At 57.4% G+C, this 16468-nt stretch carries 15 protein-coding genes; 11 read left to right on the top strand and 4 right to left on the bottom strand.

All coding sequences use genetic code 11. The annotated features are described in order from the left end of the window. Positions 1-156: 156 nt before the first annotated feature. The 6 genes from F0M18_RS00755 to F0M18_RS00730 all read left to right on the top strand — a co-directional run bounded on the left by F0M18_RS00755 (position 157) and on the right by F0M18_RS00730 (position 6209). Positions 157-336 (top strand): DUF6435 family protein, encoded by a 180-nt coding sequence (locus F0M18_RS00755; RefSeq protein WP_149609476.1) that lies wholly within the window; start codon positions 157-159, stop codon positions 334-336. 93 nt (positions 337-429) lie between these two features. Continuing rightward, on the top strand, positions 430-1914 hold the full coding sequence (locus F0M18_RS00750) for an amidase (RefSeq protein WP_149609475.1): 1485 nt from the start codon (positions 430-432) through the stop codon (positions 1912-1914). Positions 1915-2025: 111 nt separating this feature from the next. Then, on the top strand, positions 2026-2484 hold the full coding sequence (locus tag F0M18_RS00745) for a tellurite resistance TerB family protein (protein ID WP_149609474.1): 459 nt from the start codon (positions 2026-2028) through the stop codon (positions 2482-2484). 137 nt (positions 2485-2621) lie between these two features. Further along, positions 2622-3335: a DUF599 domain-containing protein gene (locus F0M18_RS00740; RefSeq protein WP_149609473.1), complete on the top strand. Its 714-nt coding sequence runs from the start codon at positions 2622-2624 to the stop codon at positions 3333-3335. A 266-nt stretch (positions 3336-3601) separates the two neighbouring features. Beyond that, a complete protein-coding gene (locus tag F0M18_RS00735) occupies positions 3602-5104 on the top strand; it encodes a hypothetical protein (RefSeq protein WP_223177878.1) in 1503 nt (500 codons plus the stop codon). Positions 5105-5129: 25 nt separating this feature from the next. After that, positions 5130-6209 carry an amidohydrolase family protein gene (locus F0M18_RS00730; protein ID WP_149609472.1) on the top strand — a complete coding sequence of 360 codons (1080 nt, stop codon included), beginning with the start codon at positions 5130-5132 and terminating at the stop codon, positions 6207-6209. A gap of 60 nt (positions 6210-6269) precedes the next feature. Here the strand turns inward: F0M18_RS00730 and F0M18_RS00725 are convergent, their stop codons facing one another. Both F0M18_RS00725 and F0M18_RS00720 read right to left on the bottom strand, forming a co-directional pair. Then, entirely contained in the window at positions 6270-6473 is a 204-nt protein-coding gene (locus F0M18_RS00725; protein ID WP_149609471.1) for a hypothetical protein, read from the bottom strand. Beyond that, a complete protein-coding gene (locus tag F0M18_RS00720; RefSeq protein ID WP_149609470.1) occupies positions 6470-6649 on the bottom strand; it encodes a hypothetical protein in 180 nt (59 codons plus the stop codon). The genes F0M18_RS00725 and F0M18_RS00720 overlap by 4 nt, the downstream gene beginning before the upstream one ends. A 560-nt stretch (positions 6650-7209) precedes the next feature. On the opposite strand from F0M18_RS00720, the gene F0M18_RS00715 reads away from it, so the two are divergent. After that, the gene (locus F0M18_RS00715) at positions 7210-8130 is read left to right on the top strand and encodes an alpha/beta fold hydrolase (RefSeq protein ID WP_149609469.1); all 921 of its coding nucleotides are present in this window, start codon (positions 7210-7212) and stop codon (positions 8128-8130) included. A 170-nt stretch (positions 8131-8300) separates the two neighbouring features. Continuing rightward, on the top strand, positions 8301-8933 hold the full coding sequence (locus F0M18_RS00710) for a VOC family protein (protein WP_149609468.1): 633 nt from the start codon (positions 8301-8303) through the stop codon (positions 8931-8933). A gap of 211 nt (positions 8934-9144) precedes the next feature. Here the strand turns inward: F0M18_RS00710 and F0M18_RS00705 are convergent, their stop codons facing one another. Next, positions 9145-10980: a DUF885 domain-containing protein gene (locus F0M18_RS00705; protein ID WP_149609467.1), complete on the bottom strand. Its 1836-nt coding sequence runs from the start codon at positions 10978-10980 to the stop codon at positions 9145-9147. Between the two features lie 230 nt (positions 10981-11210). After that, positions 11211-11642 carry a hypothetical protein gene (locus tag F0M18_RS00700; RefSeq protein ID WP_149609466.1) on the bottom strand — a complete coding sequence of 144 codons (432 nt, stop codon included), beginning with the start codon at positions 11640-11642 and terminating at the stop codon, positions 11211-11213. 509 nt (positions 11643-12151) lie between these two features. Here F0M18_RS00700 and F0M18_RS00695 point away from each other — a divergent pair. The 3 genes from F0M18_RS00695 to F0M18_RS00685 all read left to right on the top strand — a co-directional run bounded on the left by F0M18_RS00695 (position 12152) and on the right by F0M18_RS00685 (position 16431). Then, positions 12152-13423: an acetamidase/formamidase family protein gene (locus tag F0M18_RS00695; protein WP_262500786.1), complete on the top strand. Its 1272-nt coding sequence runs from the start codon at positions 12152-12154 to the stop codon at positions 13421-13423. 173 nt (positions 13424-13596) lie between these two features. Next, positions 13597-14550 carry an IS481 family transposase gene (locus F0M18_RS00690; RefSeq protein ID WP_149609465.1) on the top strand — a complete coding sequence of 318 codons (954 nt, stop codon included), beginning with the start codon at positions 13597-13599 and terminating at the stop codon, positions 14548-14550. Between the two features lie 309 nt (positions 14551-14859). Next, positions 14860-16431 carry an amidohydrolase family protein gene (locus F0M18_RS00685; RefSeq protein ID WP_149609464.1) on the top strand — a complete coding sequence of 524 codons (1572 nt, stop codon included), beginning with the start codon at positions 14860-14862 and terminating at the stop codon, positions 16429-16431. Positions 16432-16468 lie beyond the last annotated feature (37 nt).

Below are 16468 nucleotides of genomic sequence, written 5' to 3'. Positions count from 1 at the left end.
TTTGCTCTGGCCACGTTCACTTAATTGAACCCGATGTCGGCGGACAGGTGATCACCTGGTGGCTGCCTGCAGTGACGAAGGCGGTGCCGGGGTAGATCTCATTCACCGGCCGGCACGTAAATAGAGTAAGAAAATGACTGCAACCAGGAGAACACCATGTTCGGGTTATTCAACAGGTCGCCGGAAAAAAAGCTGCAGGCGGATTACGAGAAGCTGTCCACGGCCGCGTTCGAGGCACAGCGCAACGGCAATATCCGGCTGTACTCCAGCCTGACAGCAGAGGCCGAGCTTGTGCGCCAGAAACTGGAGGCGCTGAAGTCCCCGGGCGCGGCGTGACCGTTGCGCCCACCCAACGCAGCTTCTGCTGCGCAGGTGCCCGCTGGTTAATACCTGCGCTACACTGAGTAGGTATTCACCGGGGGCGTCAGCATGGACACGAAGATCAGTGAACAGGAGTTCGCCCGCGCGGCGACAGAGCTTGGCATCAGCAGCAGCGACTGGGATGCGTATCGCCCGCTGGTAGAAGCCAACATGGAGGTGGCCGCCCTGGTGGAGTCGGTAGCGGTGCCGGCGCAGGAATATGGCGAGCGTGCCTGGCGGGTGCCAACCCCCGAAGACAACCCGCTGGGGGCGTGGTACCTGCACACTGATATCCGGGGCACGGGGAACGGCAGCCTCAGCGGGCGCACGATTGCCCTCAAGGACACCGTGCTGCTGGCCGGCGTGCCCGTCAATGGCGGCACCACCATCCTGGACGGTTACATCCCCGACCGGGATGCCGAGATCGTCACGCGCCTGTTGCAGTCTGGCGCCCGTATAACCGGTAAGGCTGTCTGCGAGGCCTACTGCTTCTCCGGCGGCAGTCATACCTCGGCGACCGGGCCGGTGCACAACCCTCATCACCCCCAGCATACCTCCGGCGGCAGTTCCTCCGGCTCAGCCGCGTTGGTAGCCAACGGTGATGTCGATATGGCCATCGGCTGCGACCAGGGCGGTTCTATCCGTGTGCCTGCCTCCTATTGCGGTATTGTCGGCATGAAGCCGACCTATGGCCTGGTGCCCTATACCGGCATACTCGGTATGAACCCCAACATCGATCACACCGGTCCGATGACGCAAAACGTGGCCGACAATGCCCTGCTGCTGGATGTGCTGGCAGGTGCTGACGGCGTCGACAGCCGCCAGCACAATCCGCGGGTTTCCCGCTACAGTGAAGCCCTGGGCCGGGATGTCAGTGGCCTCAGGGTCGGCCTGGTAACCGAGGGCTTCAGTATGGGCGGTGACGACCCGCTGGTGGGCAGCGCCGTGCGCGAAGCTGCCCGCTCACTGGCATCCCTGGGCGCGGTGGTCGAGGAGGTATCGGTGCCCGTGCATGCTATCGCCGGCGGCGTAGGCTTTGCCGGGATGCAGTCCATGCTGACCTCGATGTTCCAGCACGATGGCTGTCTGCTGGAGCGCCCGGATGTGGTGCCCAGGGGCTACCTGGCACACCAGCGCCAGTGGCGCGAGCGTATCGACGAACTGCCCGACCACCTGCGCATCAGCCTGTTGTCCAGCCAGATTCTTGGCAACCGCTACGGTTATGAATACGTTTCCCGGGCGCAGGAGGCGCTGCCAGTGGTGCGCGCTGGCTACGATGCCGCGCTGTCCAGCTACGACGCGCTGGTGATGCCCACAACGCCGACCACGGCCCCCCTGATTCCAGCGGCCGATGCATCGGTTGCCGAGAATATGGCGGCAGCACTCGGCCCGCTGGTGAACACAATCGCTTTCAACAACACCCATCACCCGGCGCTCTCTGTTCCCTGTGGCACCATTGATGGCCTGCCGGTGGGGATGATGCTTGTTGGGCGCCACTGGGAAGAGTCCACACTCTACAGCCTGGCGCATGCGCTCGAGCAATCCCTTGGCTGAAGGGCGAGGTAGTCGCAGCCGCCCCGGTCATGTAGGGTATGGCGACGGCGTACATAACCATGCACGTGCCCGCACAGAGCAACAAGTTCAACCACTGTTACGTGTTTTACCATGATAGATGCCCTGAAAGCCCTGTTTACAATGCCTGAAACCGAGAGCGAAACGGCACTGCAGCATCGCCTGCACGTCGCGGCGGCGGCCATGCTGATCGAGACCAGTCGCGCGGATTTCACGGAGGACGCGCAGGAGGAGGCGGCGATGGCTGGCATCCTTCGCGACAGTCTCGACCTGGAAGCGGGTGAAGTGAACGCATTGATGGCGGCGGCCGCCGAACGCGTTGACGAGTCGACCTCACTGTACGAGTTTACCCGCACGATCAACGACCACTACAGCGCGGAACGCAAGCTGCAATTGATCGCGGCCATGTGGAAGGTGGCCTACGCCGACGGTGACCTCGATAAGTACGAGGAGGCGCTGATCCGCCGGGTGTCAGAGCTGACCTATGTTCCCCATGAGGACTACATCCGCACCAAGCTGGCGGCCCAGGGCAAGCCGATACACAACGACTAGACTGACACATTTTATCGACAGACAGTGGCTGGCCATCACCCGCGCTGTGGCAATGCTGCGACGTTGCGCGCGTGCACCGATTCCGTCGGGCCTGTTATAGGGTTAAGCTGGCCCTGTCACAATGAGGAAGCTCCTTCATGCCGCTGCCACTGAATGCCCTGGAGTGGGTCGCGCTGGCCTACCTTGCGCTGCTCTGGATCGGCTATGGCCGCTATGCCAAATACCGGGCCTGCCGGGAGGATAGCAAGCCTTCCCTGTCGCGCTCCCTGCGCTGGCACCGGGAAGCCTGGGCCAGACGCCTGCTGAGTCGGGAAATGCGCATGACGGATGCGGGCCTGCTGGCCAGCCAGGAGCGGGTGGTGGGGTTTTTTGCTTCCACTACCCTGTTGCTGTTGGCGGCCGTGCTCACCGCCCTCACCATCAGCGAGCAGATAGCGGAACTGACTTCCCACATACCCTTCACCCAGGGCCAGAGTGCGGCGCAGATAGAGGCGAAACTGGCGCTGCTGTTACTCATACTCATCTACGCCTTCTTCAAGGTCACCTGGAGCCTTCGGCAGTACGGGTTTGCTGCGGTGGTTATGGGCAGTGCGCCGCAGCCCACCGAGGAGCTGACCCCGGAGCAGACACAGGCGTTCGTTGAAAACCTCGCCAGGCTGATGGACAGCGCCGGCCACGACAACAACAGTTGCCTGCGGGCGTATTACTTCGCCCTGTCGGTGGTGTGCTGGTTGGCGGGGACGCTGCCTTTCGTGGTCACCGCAACAATCATTGTGTTCGTGCTGTACAACAGGGAATTCGGCTCCACCGCGGTGCGGGGTATACAGGGGTCGTATATTGCCCCGCCCTGATAAAGGCTGCATGGGCGGTCGGGGTCGTCGGTGTTTCCCCTTTGAATGGCACACGGGATTGGCGGCTCGCCGGTGACGCCCGGCTATGCACTGGGCATACTGTCACCGGCAATTTGTGACTCCCGGCGTGAAATGCCCTGCAGTCCGCAGGGTGATTCGCTGCAGTGCGCAAAGTGCGATCAATTGCTTAATTTGTCTCCCCCGATTGACGGGCAGACCTATTGTGTCTATAGCATTGGCACAGTCTTCGAAGTAGGAGCGGCTACATGCCCAAGCCTGGAAACACCCCACAGAAATTAATGGTACTGGCGATCGCGGGTCTGTTATTTCCCACCGCGGCCAGTGCCGTGGATGACAGCGACGCGATCATGCAGCGCATACTGGCACTGGAAGAGAACCAGCGCCGCCTCGAGGCGCAGCTGACAGCCCGGGACGCGCGCATCGCTGAGCTGGAACAACTGGTAGGGCGCGACGCCGGGGAAATGCGGACGATTATTGTTGAACCGGCCACCGGTGCGGAACAGCAGGTCGCCGTGGCACAAGCGGTACCCGAAGAGGAGGAAGACAGCCTTATCGGTCGCTTCAATACCGGAGGCGGCGGGGTCACCATCGCCGACACGCCCGAGGCGCGCGTCAATTTCGGCGCCTGGACCTATGTGCGGTACCTGAACCAGACGGGCCTGGATGATTCCTATACCGACAGCTTCGGGCGCGAATTCGATATCGATATCCGCAATGATTTCCAGGTCAACAAGGTCAACCTGACGTTCAACGGCTGGCTGTTCGACCCCGATTTCCGCTGGCTCCTCTATACCTGGACCTCCAATACCAGCCAGGGCGAAAGTGCCCAGGTGGTGGTGGCCGGCAACCTGAAGTACCGCTTCAACGAGGCGCTGGATATCGGCGTTGGCATTGATCCATTGCCGGGTACGCGCACCACCGCCGGCAGCTTCCCGCACTGGGTCAAACTCGATAGCCGCACCATGGCCGACGATTTCTTCCGCCCCAGTTACACCACCGGTATCTGGGCGTCAGGGCAGCTGGCCACCGGGTTGGATTACAGGGTGATGCTGGGTAACAACCTGTCCCAGCTGGGCGTGAACGCCAGCCGCCTCGGCGACAGCCTGGATACGTTCTCGGGCCGCCTCGACTGGATGCCTACCACCGGCGAGTACGGACCGGGTAAGGGCATCGACGATTTCGACATGCATACCGAGCTGGCCACCATCCTTGGTGTCGCGTTTACGTACAGCGACGAGGATCGCCAGAGCCAGCCCGGTACCGAGGATATCAACAACAGCCAGATCCGGCTGTCGGATGGCACACGGATTTTCAACCCGGGGGCATTCAATACCGACGGGCGCATCAACGAGGCGACCTACCAGATGCTGGCCATGGACGCCGGTATGAAGTACCAGGGCTTCTCGCTCATGGGTGAGTACTACTGGCGCTGGGTGGATGACTTCTCTATCGAGGGCGATATCCCCGAGGACGAGTTGTTTGACCACGGCTTCCAGCTGCAGACCACGTATATGTTCGTGCCCAAGACCCTGCAGGGCTATGTGGCGGGTTCCAAGATCTTCGGTGAGTATGGCGACCCCTGGGATACCGCGGTGGGTGTGAACTGGTACCCCTTCGGGCACCGCCTGGTGCGCGTCAATGGTGAACTGCTGTACATGAAAGACTCCCCGATCGGTTACTCCAGTATCCCCTACCAGGTCGGCGGTGACGGGACGGTATTTCACGCCAACGTAGAGATGAAATTCTAGGCTTGCAGACAAGGAGACAACAGACATGAGCGTGACAACCAAACGCCTGAAAAATCTTGGCCTGACCGGCCTCACCCTCGGCTTGCTCGGCGGTCTCGCGACTGCGGCCTCGGCACAGGACGACTACTACGACGCCCACGTGCATCTCACCAATTACGTGCAGGAAGGCATCACCGCCCGGGAATACCTCGAGGTGGTGGGTGATCGGGTCGAGCGCTCGGTGCTGTTTGGCATCCCGTTGCAGATGCATTGGTCCCACCGGGTCACGGGCGACATCGCGCCGACCTATTATCTCGATGCGGATACCGGCCTCTACTATTACTCCTTTACCGATGCCTATATCGCGCAGCAATACCTGGGCCTGTCACTTGAGCAGCAGGCCCGCTTCGAGCCTATGATTACCGGCTTCAACCCCGCCGACATGTATGCCGCGGACCATATCCGGCGGGTGCTACAGACCTTTCCGGGTGTGTTCAGCGGCATCGGTGAATTCACCATTCACAAGGAGTTCGTGTCTGCCAAGGTCGAGGGCGACGTCGCGAGCCTGATCGACCCCGCGCTGGATCGCATATTCGAATTCTGTGCCGAGAGTGGCCTGGTTGCCATCATGCACAACGACATTCACATGCCATTCCCGAAACCGGAAGCCAGGCGTTTCTACTTCAATCAGGCCAAGGCCCTGCTGGCGCGGCATCCCGACGCCACCATCATCTGGGCGCACACCGGCCTGGGCCGGGTGGTACAGCCCGTGCAGGATCACCTCGCCATGATCGAGGAGATTCTCAGCGACCCGGCGCTCAACCATGTGTACTTTGACATCTCCTGGGACGAAGTCGCCAAGTACGTTGTGGCTTCACCACAGTCAACGGCACTGACCGCAGACCTGTTGGAGCGCTACCCCGATCGCTTCCTCATGGGCACTGATAACGTCGCCCTCAAGGATCCGCAGGCAAGCTTTGCCGTGTTTGAACAGTATCGGCCGCTGTGGTCCGCGTTGACGCCCGCCACCAGTCAGAAGGTTCGCAAAGGCAATTTCGCACGTCTGTTTGATGCGGCCGCGAAGCGGGTGCGGGCCTGGGAAAAAGCCAATCCCGCTGTGCAGTGAATGACAGCGCGCGGATCACCGCGCGCTGGGGGCAGGTCAGAGACAGTTGGAGTGATGAGGCTAGCGCTTGCCCTGGTGCTGCCTGGCTGTGCGGGTTTGCCTGCCGCCGGTGATGGCGGCAGCCTGGTTGCTTTTGCCCCGGCGCAACAGTGATTTGCGCAGGGCGTGCACTTCCGGGGCGTCGGTGCCTATCCTGGCATTGTGTTGCTCGCTGGCGGAATAAGACGAGAACGCAGACGAGAACGCATTTTCAAAACGGCTCATGAGTTCGCCTCGCGTGTCTTCAGGTGTTCGTGAGCACGGGGCTGTGTCTCTTGCTGCTCTTCCTGCTGCGCTGCTGCGTGCAGCGCCTGCTCCAGCGTGTTGATGGTTTCTGCAATCGAATCGCGTGCACACAATCGGTCTTGCGCACATACTGCATTGGTAGCAAAGCTACTCATGGGGCCTCCTGCCTTTGTTGCATTTATGGAACGTGTCACCAGGATTGAAGCAATTCATGTGCCAGCGACCTGCTGCGCTCCCGTGGTATGTGCTAACCCTCAGAAAGCAAAGGGAAAATGCGTCTTGATGTGGCCGGCCCCTCGGCTGGCGACCGGCCTGCCTGCCGTTGTTTTTGCAATATGTGCAAAAGCTGCAGTAAAGGCGATAATTGTAGCGGCCGTTACGGGTGGGGCAGGGCGCTTCGTGCCGCACCCGGCATAGATAAGTGGAAACAATCATGCCTGCCAGTCACCCTTTAGCAATATGGTTGCGCAGGGCGAAGCCATCAAGCCTGGGTCCCCACCGGACGGATGATCACCAATCGAGCTACTGGAATATATTCACCATGATGCTTGGGCGGCGATTCTTTGGATTTGCGCGGAATCTGAAAATTCCGCTCGGTAATTGACACAGCGGAGAGAAGCTTAGGGTCTTTACCAAATTCGCTTTCGCCGAAAAGCGGAAATCAATTTCAAGCCCAGGGATGGTAATTCTTTGCTGCCTTATCTAGCATTGTCGTGTGGATGCCGACGCTACCTGGAAAAGACTCAGCGTGATAAAAAAATGTCTACTTGCTCTAATCGGCTGCACGATAGTTATTGGTGTTTTCGGATTTGTTGCCCTTCGTGATAATCCCGCTCGTCAGGTTGTCGGTGAACCGCGTGATACTGACAATCACGGAGTCATCGTCCGGTACTACATGAGCGGTCCTGGCGATAGAGAAGTCGTGGTATTACTGGCTAGCTATGCCCGCTCCGGGTCGGACTTCAATGAGTTGGTAGAAAGAATCAATCAGGCTGGCTATCGCACACTGGTGTTACAAGCCCGCGGGATAGATGGCACGGAACTGCCAGGATATAACGTTACGCTGTTTGATTACGCGGATGATCTGGCAGCTGTGCTGGATCATGAAGCACTTCTTTCTCCTGTAGTCGTGATAGGTCACGCATTTGGTAATCGGATAGCGAGGTCTTTTGCCAGCCGATATCCAGCGAGAGTCAGTTCCCTGGTTTTATTGGCCGCTGGCGATGGCGGTCCTCCAAGGGATGTCCGCAACGACATTTTTAAAATCCTGCTGCGTTTTCTCCCGGATTCGACAAGGAGCGGAGCGCTGCACCGCGCTTTTTTTGCTCCCGATAATCGCGCACCGGACTATTGGATGACGGGTTGGTACCCCCGCGCAGGACTGGCCCAGGGTAGGGCGACTGCCAGTACCCCATTAGCCGAATGGTCAAGCGGTGGGACGGCTCCGATGCTGGTAGTGCAACCCGCCCAAGATGCTGCCGCACCCCACGGCGCCGAGAAATTGAGACAGCTGTATCCAGATCGAGTAACGATAGTTAGCCTGGAGAACGCAGGTCATGCCATCCTGCCTGAACAGCCAGAAGAGCTAGCGCGCATTGTGCTCGGACATCTGGATAGCCAAAGAGCGGAGCGCTAATCTTGGCGCGGTGGAGGTGAAAGCGAACGTTTCCTGCTCACGGATTGAATCAGCACCTGGAAGGTCCGCATTCGCCTATCCAGAAAACTTTCTGCTATTCTGTGTTGGCCGCCCGCTTTCGTCTACCGAAGCGGACTGTGTAAAAGAACAGGCTGCTGGAGTTCCGCCTAATGTCGAGCCCAACTGATCATCTGGTTTTCGCCACGAATGACCTGAAAGAAGGTATCGAACAAATCGAGGATTTGTTGGCCCTGCCTGCCACTATCGGTGGGCGTCATCCAGATATGGGTACTTGCAACGCACATGTAGCGCTTGGGCCCTATTGCTACATTGAAATTATTGCCCCTGATCCGGAACGACCAGATTTCGAAGGAGTGAGGCCATTTGGTATCGGCCAACATGAGACATCCCAGCTTGTCGCATGGGCGGCCCGCAGAGAAAAACTCACGCAGTTTGTTGAATCTGTTAGAGCCAGGGGTTGTCACTTAAGCGAGCCGTTTCCTATGTCTCGAATTACCCCGGAAGGTGAAACAATTGGATGGGAGCTTTCCTTTCAAGCTGAAGCAGATCAAGATGGAGTAAACGTGTTGCCATTCTTCATTGACTGGGGCAGCACTGCTCATCCAGCGTCGCGGTGTAAACAAGGGGCGACGTTGTTAGCTGTGAAATTGGAACATCCAGAGCCAGAAGAGTTGGCCAAAACTGCCGAGGTTCTAGAGTTAGATGTTGTAGTTGGTTTAGGTTCTTCACCTAGAATTATTGCGCAGATTAGTAGTCCCCGGGGCGAAGTGATGCTCAGCTAATCCATACCACTTCTAAATGACTGCTAATCCCAAAGCGGACGTTGAGAGCTGCCTCATTACCCATCCAAAACCTTCCCTAACGAGGTGAAAGCTGACGGATATGATCACTAATGGCCGATCATGACGTTTCCGCGGAAACGACTGCTTTCGCCTATTTTGAGACATCAGGATCAAATTATAGCGATGGCCGTTTCCGACCCGGCGCGCACCTTCATACCCCCGCCTGCTTGCGCTCGATGTATTGCCTGACCAGTTCTCCGATGGTGGTTAGCGGCAAAGCACCATTGCCAAGCACCACGTCATGGAAATCGCGTATATCGAATCTTTCACCCAACTCTGCCCTGGCTTCTTCGCGCAGGCTCAGGAGCTCCATCATGCCGACCTTGTAGGCCGTTGCCTGGGCAGGATTCACAATGTAGCGTTCAATCTCCATGATGGCGTCGCTCGTTGCCCACCCGGTGTTGTCAACCAGGTAGTCGAGAGCCTGCTCCCGGGTCCACCGTCTGGTGTGAATACCGGTGTCGACCACCAGACGTACGGCACGCAGCAACTCCGCCTGCAACCGACCGAGATTGTCATACGGATCAGTCAGAAAGCCCATTTCCCAGGCGAGTTGCTCCGCATACAGGGCCCAGCCCTCCTCGTAGGCGGTGAAGCCAATGGCCTTGCGAGACGCGGGAATTCCCTCGAGCTCTACATTGATAGCCGATTGATAATGATGCCCCGGTACGCCTTCATGATATGCCAGGGTGCGCATGCCGTACTTCGGCGTTGCCTTTATGTCGTAAAGGTTGGCGTAAAACACACCGGGGCGGCTGCCATCCTGGGATGGTGGCTCGTAATAGGCGCCTGGCACGGTCTCCTCTTGGAACGCTGGCACTCTCTCGATAACGATCTCGGCTCTGGGTCGCAAATTGAATGCGCCGTCAACACCGGCGTTGATTTCCTTAATGATTGACCTGTAGTCCCGGAGTATCTGTTCCCGACCTTCATCGGTATCGGGGTAAATGAAGCGACTTTCCTCACCCAACGCCTGGAAGAGCGACGCAACTCCTAACCGGGAGTCGTACCCCTCACTGGCAAAGGCATCGAGAGCCGCCTTCTGAATCCGCGCTACCTCGGCCAGTCCCAGGGTATGAATTTCATCTGCCGTCATATCTGTCGTGGTGTGCACTTTCAGCAAATAATTGTAATACGCCTCACCATCCGGGAGCTTCCAGACACCGGCCTCGGCGGTGGACTTGCTGCGAAGTGCGTTAAAATAGTCGATGTATTGCCGGTATGCTGGATAAACGGTTTCCTTGATCTCCGTTTCGACAGTCGAGAGCAACATGTCGCGATCAGCCGGGCCGATCGAATCAACCGCTTCAAGCTTTCGCTCGAAAGACGTATACAGTACATTGGCTCGCGCCGGGGCTTCGACGAAGCTGACCATTCCCGCGATGGACTTGTCGATAACAAACGTCGGTGGGATAACCCCCTTCCTCTCACGGACCAGCAGCCCGTCCATGATTTGTGCCATCTTTACATCGATCGTTGAGAGACGCGCAATGTAGTGCTCCGCGTCTTCCTTGCTATGAACGAGGTGATAGCTGTCCAGGAACTCCGGTATCGCAATATGAACGCCATTGAGCTGATTCACAGGATAATCGTGATGACGGAAGCGCCAATCCAGGTCCGGCGCTCCAATAAACTCCTGGAATACTGCAGCGGACAGCCTGTCGGACTCGCTGAGTTTCTCGAGGTCGTACCGGGCTAGGGTCGCCAAGACATCCCGAGAAAATTCGTTCTCACGCCGCGCTGCGGCTTCGGATTCGTCGTTCCATAGCGCATTGTGGCCATTGATGCCGACCGTTTCGAGGATACCAAAATAGGTCAGATCCTCGGGCCGATTCCACAAATACTGGATAAACGATCGACTGAAAAGGTTGCCGATGAAAACAGGTTTTGCATACCACTCATGCGCGGCAAAGGCGAAAAGCACCAGCAGTGCACACCCCGCCAAGACTGCCCCACGTTTGATGTATGTCTTGATAATGCTACTCATGATGAGACTCCGGCTCGGCTACACACCCGTCGCGCTGCAAAAGCGCACCTGAAACCACGAGCAGAACACATTTATAGCCGAAGTACACCTCGAGCATCAATGAAAAATGTAGTCGCACCAAGCATCTCCGGGCTCAGCGATTCGGGGGACACAAAGAAGGAGTTTCCACATGATTAGCAGATGGGGTTAACGGAGCTCACCACGCTGGGTTATGTGTACCAGGTTGAGAGCTATACAGCTTGCTTAAAAGTTTCAAACTCGTCGGCGTAGCCCTCGCCCGCATGCCACTTTTTCAGGTCTGCCCAGTTCACCTTGTGGTTGCGGGCCACGTCTAGTGACTGCTCCCAGCTTTGCGGGTCTTGCTCCAAATACCACCACAGCAGGCGATCTTTGATAGAGTCCGTGCGGCTGAGTAAACGAATCGTGCCGGCATCGGTCTCTAAAGCAGCAACCTGCTCACTCTGGATGTGCTCATGGCCGATTGCCAGTGGCGCAGTCGGAAATTCAACTGACCACTGGCAGTCAGTATGGATGAAGTATCTCGGGCTAAGGCCATCGGTTATGAACCCGATATTCGCCATTGCTTTCGCTAGCAGTTCCCGCGTCTCATCGAGAAACGTGTAGCGCGGATTGAACGTGTAGATGCGCGTGCGCCCTGCCAACTGTTGACCAGCAGCCCGTCACGCTCCATACGCTTGAGCTGGCCTTGGACCGTGCTCACGTCCATGTCCCACATATTCGCAATTTCGCGGGCGTAGCCTTCTTCTCTGGCAGCTAAGAAGAGCAGCACGCGTTCTGCTCCTTCACTGCCCACAACTGCTTCAATAACTGGAGAATCCTGATGCCGATATGTTCGGTCATGTTACCGATATATTCGGTCATGCTCACAGAAATACATCATAGTCTCGCTAAGGCCGATGAGCGGGGGCTCCCGGCCCCTTAGCTACCCTCAGCTGATGTGATAGCCTGGCGGCATTAAACATCCCAAAGCGGATCTTTGTTGTCTTGAGCAACATCGATGAGATTCAGACTGTCGGCTTTGCTTGATTCCTGGTGCTGCAACAATCTACTGGACCCTCATCCGCTATCCGCCGAAGGGACGAGCGGAGTGAGAATGACTTCTGGTGACTCCAGGTCTATGCTATTCAATATTGCAAATTAAGGGGCGCGTATGAAATTTGGTTTTTCCACCAGTCTTTTTGGTGGCCTGCTGTTGATGGCCCCCATACTCGCAGTCGCTGCCGCCGAAAGCGTTGTGCCGGAAATAGTGGTTGGCGACATCAGTGTTGGCTGCGCCGAAGATCCAGCTTGTATGAACCGCCTACACCCCGATATCCCTATGATCGCCGAAGCAGAACCCGGTCAACGTATCGTCTTCAATAGCCGCGATGCTTTTGACCTAACGCTCGATCCGGATAAAATTTCAAGCGCAAAGACCAATCCCCGACAAGGAGTGGGAATCGTTCATCCATTGACGGGGCCGGTCGCTATCAATGGCGCCAAGGCAGGTGACGTTATAGCCGTGACTATCGAGAGCATCGAGCCGGCGAAGGTCGGCTGGACTCAAGCCGGGCCATTGGGTTTTGCCGCTGACCAGTTCGGAACCGACGAACTCTTCATCGTCTGGCGCTTAGATGACGACTATGCCGTCAGCGATGCACTGCCAGGCGTGCGCATTCCAAATGGTAGTTTTCCAGGTGTCGTGACGACTCTACCCGGCAAAGAATTACTTGCCGACGTGCTAGCACGCGAAACACAGCTGCTCGAATCGGGTGGCACCGTATTCAACCCTGACCCGAACGAGGCCAAGCCAGCGTCATTGTGTGGAAATGGGGGCGCGAAATCGTCTGAGTGCCTGCGAACGGTTCCGCCGCGAGAGCACGGTGGCAATATGGACATCCGCTATATTACGACTGGCACCACTGTATATTTGCCTTGCTTAGTTGATGGTTGCGGCCTGGCGGTTGGCGACTTTCACTACGCCCAAGGCGACGGAGAAGTAGCCGGAACAGCGATCGAGATGGGCGGCAGGATGACGGTCACCGCTCGTATAGCGAAAAACCCTCCCGATCTGGCTTATGGCCCTCACTACGAGGGTCCGGCATCAGTGTTGAGAATACCGTCAAAGCGATTCTACGCCGTTACCGGTATCCCGCTTAAAGACAAAGGCACCACTCCTGCGGATCTCGCCTACCTCGACTCCCCGAAAATCGCAGGACTAACTAATCTGTCTGGCAGTATCAATCTCGCTGCCCGAAACGCTCTGGCCGCAATGATTGACTACATCATGTCGGAGTATGGTTATGACCGAGCGCAGGCATACATTATCGCGAGTGTTGCCGTTGATATGCGGATCGGGCAGTTGGTAGATGTCCCCAACGTCGGAGTGACCGCGGTGCTGCCATTAGACATTTTTGTCGGTCGCGCAACTAGCGCATTCTAAGGGTGATCCTGGCGACCGGTTGCGGCCCCAAAGCGGTCATTCGATGAGCTGCGATGAATGTGTACCGTGAGGTGGAAGCGGACATCTAGCTGTGATCTTTCAGTAGGTTGTTCACTCGGGGCATACCCGGAAAATTGGAGGTGCGACCCATCTCAATTGCCCCGGAGCCCCGAATGAACAACCACAAGAATGCCCGATTAACTATCCATGGTCGATCACTTCTCGTACGCCGCATCATTGACCATGGCCTCAGACCTGCTGAAGCAGCCCAAGCCATGGGTGTTAGCACCCGCACGGCGTATAAATGGCTTAATCGCTTCTTGAAGGAAGGAGAGGCCGGCCTGGTTAACCGTTCCTCCCGCCCCCGCCGTTGCCCACATGCAGTGCCGGTGAAGATGGCCCAGCGCGTGATCAAGCTCAGACGGCAACGCAAGACTTACCGCCACATCGCCCAGACTGTAGGCACCAGCCAAAGCACAGTTGCCCGCATCCTCACTCGAGCAGGCTTGAATCGCTTGTCCCACCTCGAACCAGCAAAGCCAGACAATCGCTATGAGCACGAGTCGCCCGGCGATCTCTTGCACCTGGATATCAAGAAACTCGGTAGATTTAGGCAGCCAGGACATCGCGTGACAGGCACACGCCAGCACTGCAAGAATTATGGTGCTGGATGGGAGTATGTCCACATCGCGATTGATGATCACAGCCGAATCGCCTTTGGGTCTATCCATCCGAATGAGAAGGCCCGTAGCGCCTGTGAGGCACTGATTAAGGCGATTCGCTACTATAGGGGATTGGGTATCCGGTTCCAGCGAGTGCTGACTGACAACGGCGCCCCTTATCGATCTGGTGCCTTCAAACGGTTATGTCGCAGGCTGGGCCTGAAGCACAGCAGGACAAAGCCTTATAGCCCTCGGACAAACGGCAAGGCTGAACGCTTCATACAGACGGCGCTGAAAGAATGGGCCTATGCTCGTTCCTACCGTAGTTCAGAGCAGCGTGCGCGGCACTTATTGCCATGGCTGCACCAGTACAACTGGCACCGGCCTCATGCTAGCCTTGATTACAAACCACCAATTAGCCGGAGTGGCCTTTCTGTGAACAACCTACTGAGTAACCACATCTAGCTCTCCAGTTCCCATTCTTGATTCCAAGCGTTCGCTGTCGCCTAATAGAAGCATACCTCTACTCTCACTAGTAAACCCAATAGGAGAGATAGACATTTCCGTTGAAGTACTATCCCTCGGCAAGCCGAAAAGAGGCATGACCCGTGCAGAGTTGCTACATTTGACTTTGGTGAACATAGATTTGGCTTCGAATGCTGTGGACGCGTTCATAACGCTTGTTTTCGCTAGTGTCGCCGCGATGCAGTGGGAGCTGCTGAAGACCACTGACCTGATCGGCTCGGTTTTCAGCGCACACAATGTGAGCGCGAGATGACGGCTGGACGTTCGATCCGTCTCGGGTTGCAGGGCCTGGGTGCAGGTATTGCACTGTTGATAGCCGCTGTAGTGGTGTTGCTCGCGCTGCCACTGCCAACCATGCCGGAACCGGGGCAAGTCGGCAGCTTTCACATTCGCAATGTGCATGTCATTGATGTGGTCCAGGGGCGTCTGGTTACCGACCGCGATATCGTCGTGCGCGACGGCATCATCACGGCCATTGACCCGGCGGGCGACCATGGTACCCCGGACGGCATGATCGCAATCGATGCGCAGGGCAAGTACGCCTTGCCGGGATTGTGGGACATGCACACTCATTCAACCACTCTGGCCGAGCAGTATCTGCATCCCCTGTTCCTGGCCAATGGCGTGACCGGCCTGCGCGAGATGTGGGGTTGCATGGACAGACCTGACAGCTATATTGCCTGCCAGTCGCAGCGCCAGGTGTGGAATAGCCAGTTGCGCCAGGGCGTGGTTTTTGCGCCGAGGTTTGTGCAGCAGGGCAGCTTCCAGATCAATGGCGGCAATGAAGTGCCGCCGGGTTATGCTGATTTCTTCAAGGCCCGCACACCGCTTGAAGCCCGGCAACTGGTGGAGCATTACGCCGATAGTGGCATCGACTTCCTGAAAATATACTCCGAGTTGCCTGCCGAGGCCTATATGGAACTGGCAGAGGCGGCACGGGACAGGCAGTTGTTACTGGCAGGGCACCGGCCCTTCGGCATATCCCTGCCCAAAGCCATCGCCGCCGGTCAGCGCAGCATTGAGCATCCGCGCCTGTTCCTGCTCGAGTGCTACCGCGATGCGGAGCAGTTCAGAGCGGCGCCCGACCCTTTGGGCGCCTACACGATGGCATTCCGTCATCGTCTGGTGACTGAGCAGGACGAGGAATATTGTGCTGAACTGATGCACTTGATGGCCGCGTCAGGCACTGCCTGGACGCCGACCTTGCAGGTGCTGCGAATGAGTGCGCGCGCTGACGATCTTGAATTCCGGGTTGACGAGCGCCTGCAATACATTCCCTGGCTGATCCAGCAGGGTATGTGGAAAGGTGATGCGAATCGAGCCGCTGATCGCGCTAAAACCGGCCCTTACCAGAATGCGGATAAAGCTATGTATCGACTAGCGCAGGCTCAGGTCGCCCAGGCCCACGCTGCGGGTATCGAACTGCTTATCGGCACAGACGCTGGAGATACCTATGTATACCCGGGTTTCTCTGTGCATGAGGAGCTGGCGGAATTCGTGGCGGCAGGCATGTCCCCCTCTGCTGCCCTGAAGATAGCGACGCTGGGAGCGGCAGAATATGTCGGTGTTGGGCAGCAGTTCGGCAGCATCGAGGTGGGCAAGGTCGCGGACATCCTCCTGCTAAATGGCAATCCCCTGGAAAACATCAACGCTACCAAAAACATTCACGGCATGTTGTTCAATGGTCAGTTTTTCAATCGTGAAGGTCTTGATCAACTGCTGCATTTCGCGGCATCGCAGGCTTCCAGTCTGCAGCTTAACCTGAAGTTGCTCTGGCGCCTGCTGAGGAGCCCTATCGTGCGTGTGCAATTGGCGGATTAGGTCGTGGAAGCTGACCCTGCATTCCACAGATGGTAGG

The sequence above is a fragment of the Pseudohalioglobus sediminis genome (assembly GCF_008370495.1).
Lineage (GTDB): Bacteria > Pseudomonadota > Gammaproteobacteria > Pseudomonadales > Halieaceae > Halioglobus.
Note: the sequence above shows the minus strand (reverse complement) of the source record. Positions and strands in the feature narration are given on the sequence as shown.

What these genes read in the sequence shown, in the direction of transcription:
- F0M18_RS00705 (WP_149609467.1), bottom strand. Translation starts at nt 10,980, where the DNA reads ATGAGTAGCATTATCAAGACATACATCAAACGTGGGGCAGTCTTGGCG.
- F0M18_RS00685 (WP_149609464.1), top strand. Translation starts at nt 14,860, where the DNA reads ATGACGGCTGGACGTTCGATCCGTCTCGGGTTGCAGGGCCTGGGTGCA.
- F0M18_RS00710 (WP_149609468.1), top strand. Translation starts at nt 8,301, where the DNA reads ATGTCGAGCCCAACTGATCATCTGGTTTTCGCCACGAATGACCTGAAA.
- F0M18_RS00750 (WP_149609475.1), top strand. Translation starts at nt 430, where the DNA reads ATGGACACGAAGATCAGTGAACAGGAGTTCGCCCGCGCGGCGACAGAG.
- F0M18_RS00740 (WP_149609473.1), top strand. Translation starts at nt 2,622, where the DNA reads ATGCCGCTGCCACTGAATGCCCTGGAGTGGGTCGCGCTGGCCTACCTT.
- F0M18_RS00725 (WP_149609471.1), bottom strand. Translation starts at nt 6,473, where the DNA reads ATGAGCCGTTTTGAAAATGCGTTCTCGTCTGCGTTCTCGTCTTATTCC.
- F0M18_RS00720 (WP_149609470.1), bottom strand. Translation starts at nt 6,649, where the DNA reads ATGAGTAGCTTTGCTACCAATGCAGTATGTGCGCAAGACCGATTGTGT.
- F0M18_RS00735 (WP_223177878.1), top strand. Translation starts at nt 3,602, where the DNA reads ATGCCCAAGCCTGGAAACACCCCACAGAAATTAATGGTACTGGCGATC.
- F0M18_RS00755 (WP_149609476.1), top strand. Translation starts at nt 157, where the DNA reads ATGTTCGGGTTATTCAACAGGTCGCCGGAAAAAAAGCTGCAGGCGGAT.
- F0M18_RS00745 (WP_149609474.1), top strand. Translation starts at nt 2,026, where the DNA reads ATGATAGATGCCCTGAAAGCCCTGTTTACAATGCCTGAAACCGAGAGC.
- F0M18_RS00690 (WP_149609465.1), top strand. Translation starts at nt 13,597, where the DNA reads ATGAACAACCACAAGAATGCCCGATTAACTATCCATGGTCGATCACTT.
- F0M18_RS00695 (WP_262500786.1), top strand. Translation starts at nt 12,152, where the DNA reads ATGAAATTTGGTTTTTCCACCAGTCTTTTTGGTGGCCTGCTGTTGATG.
- F0M18_RS00730 (WP_149609472.1), top strand. Translation starts at nt 5,130, where the DNA reads ATGAGCGTGACAACCAAACGCCTGAAAAATCTTGGCCTGACCGGCCTC.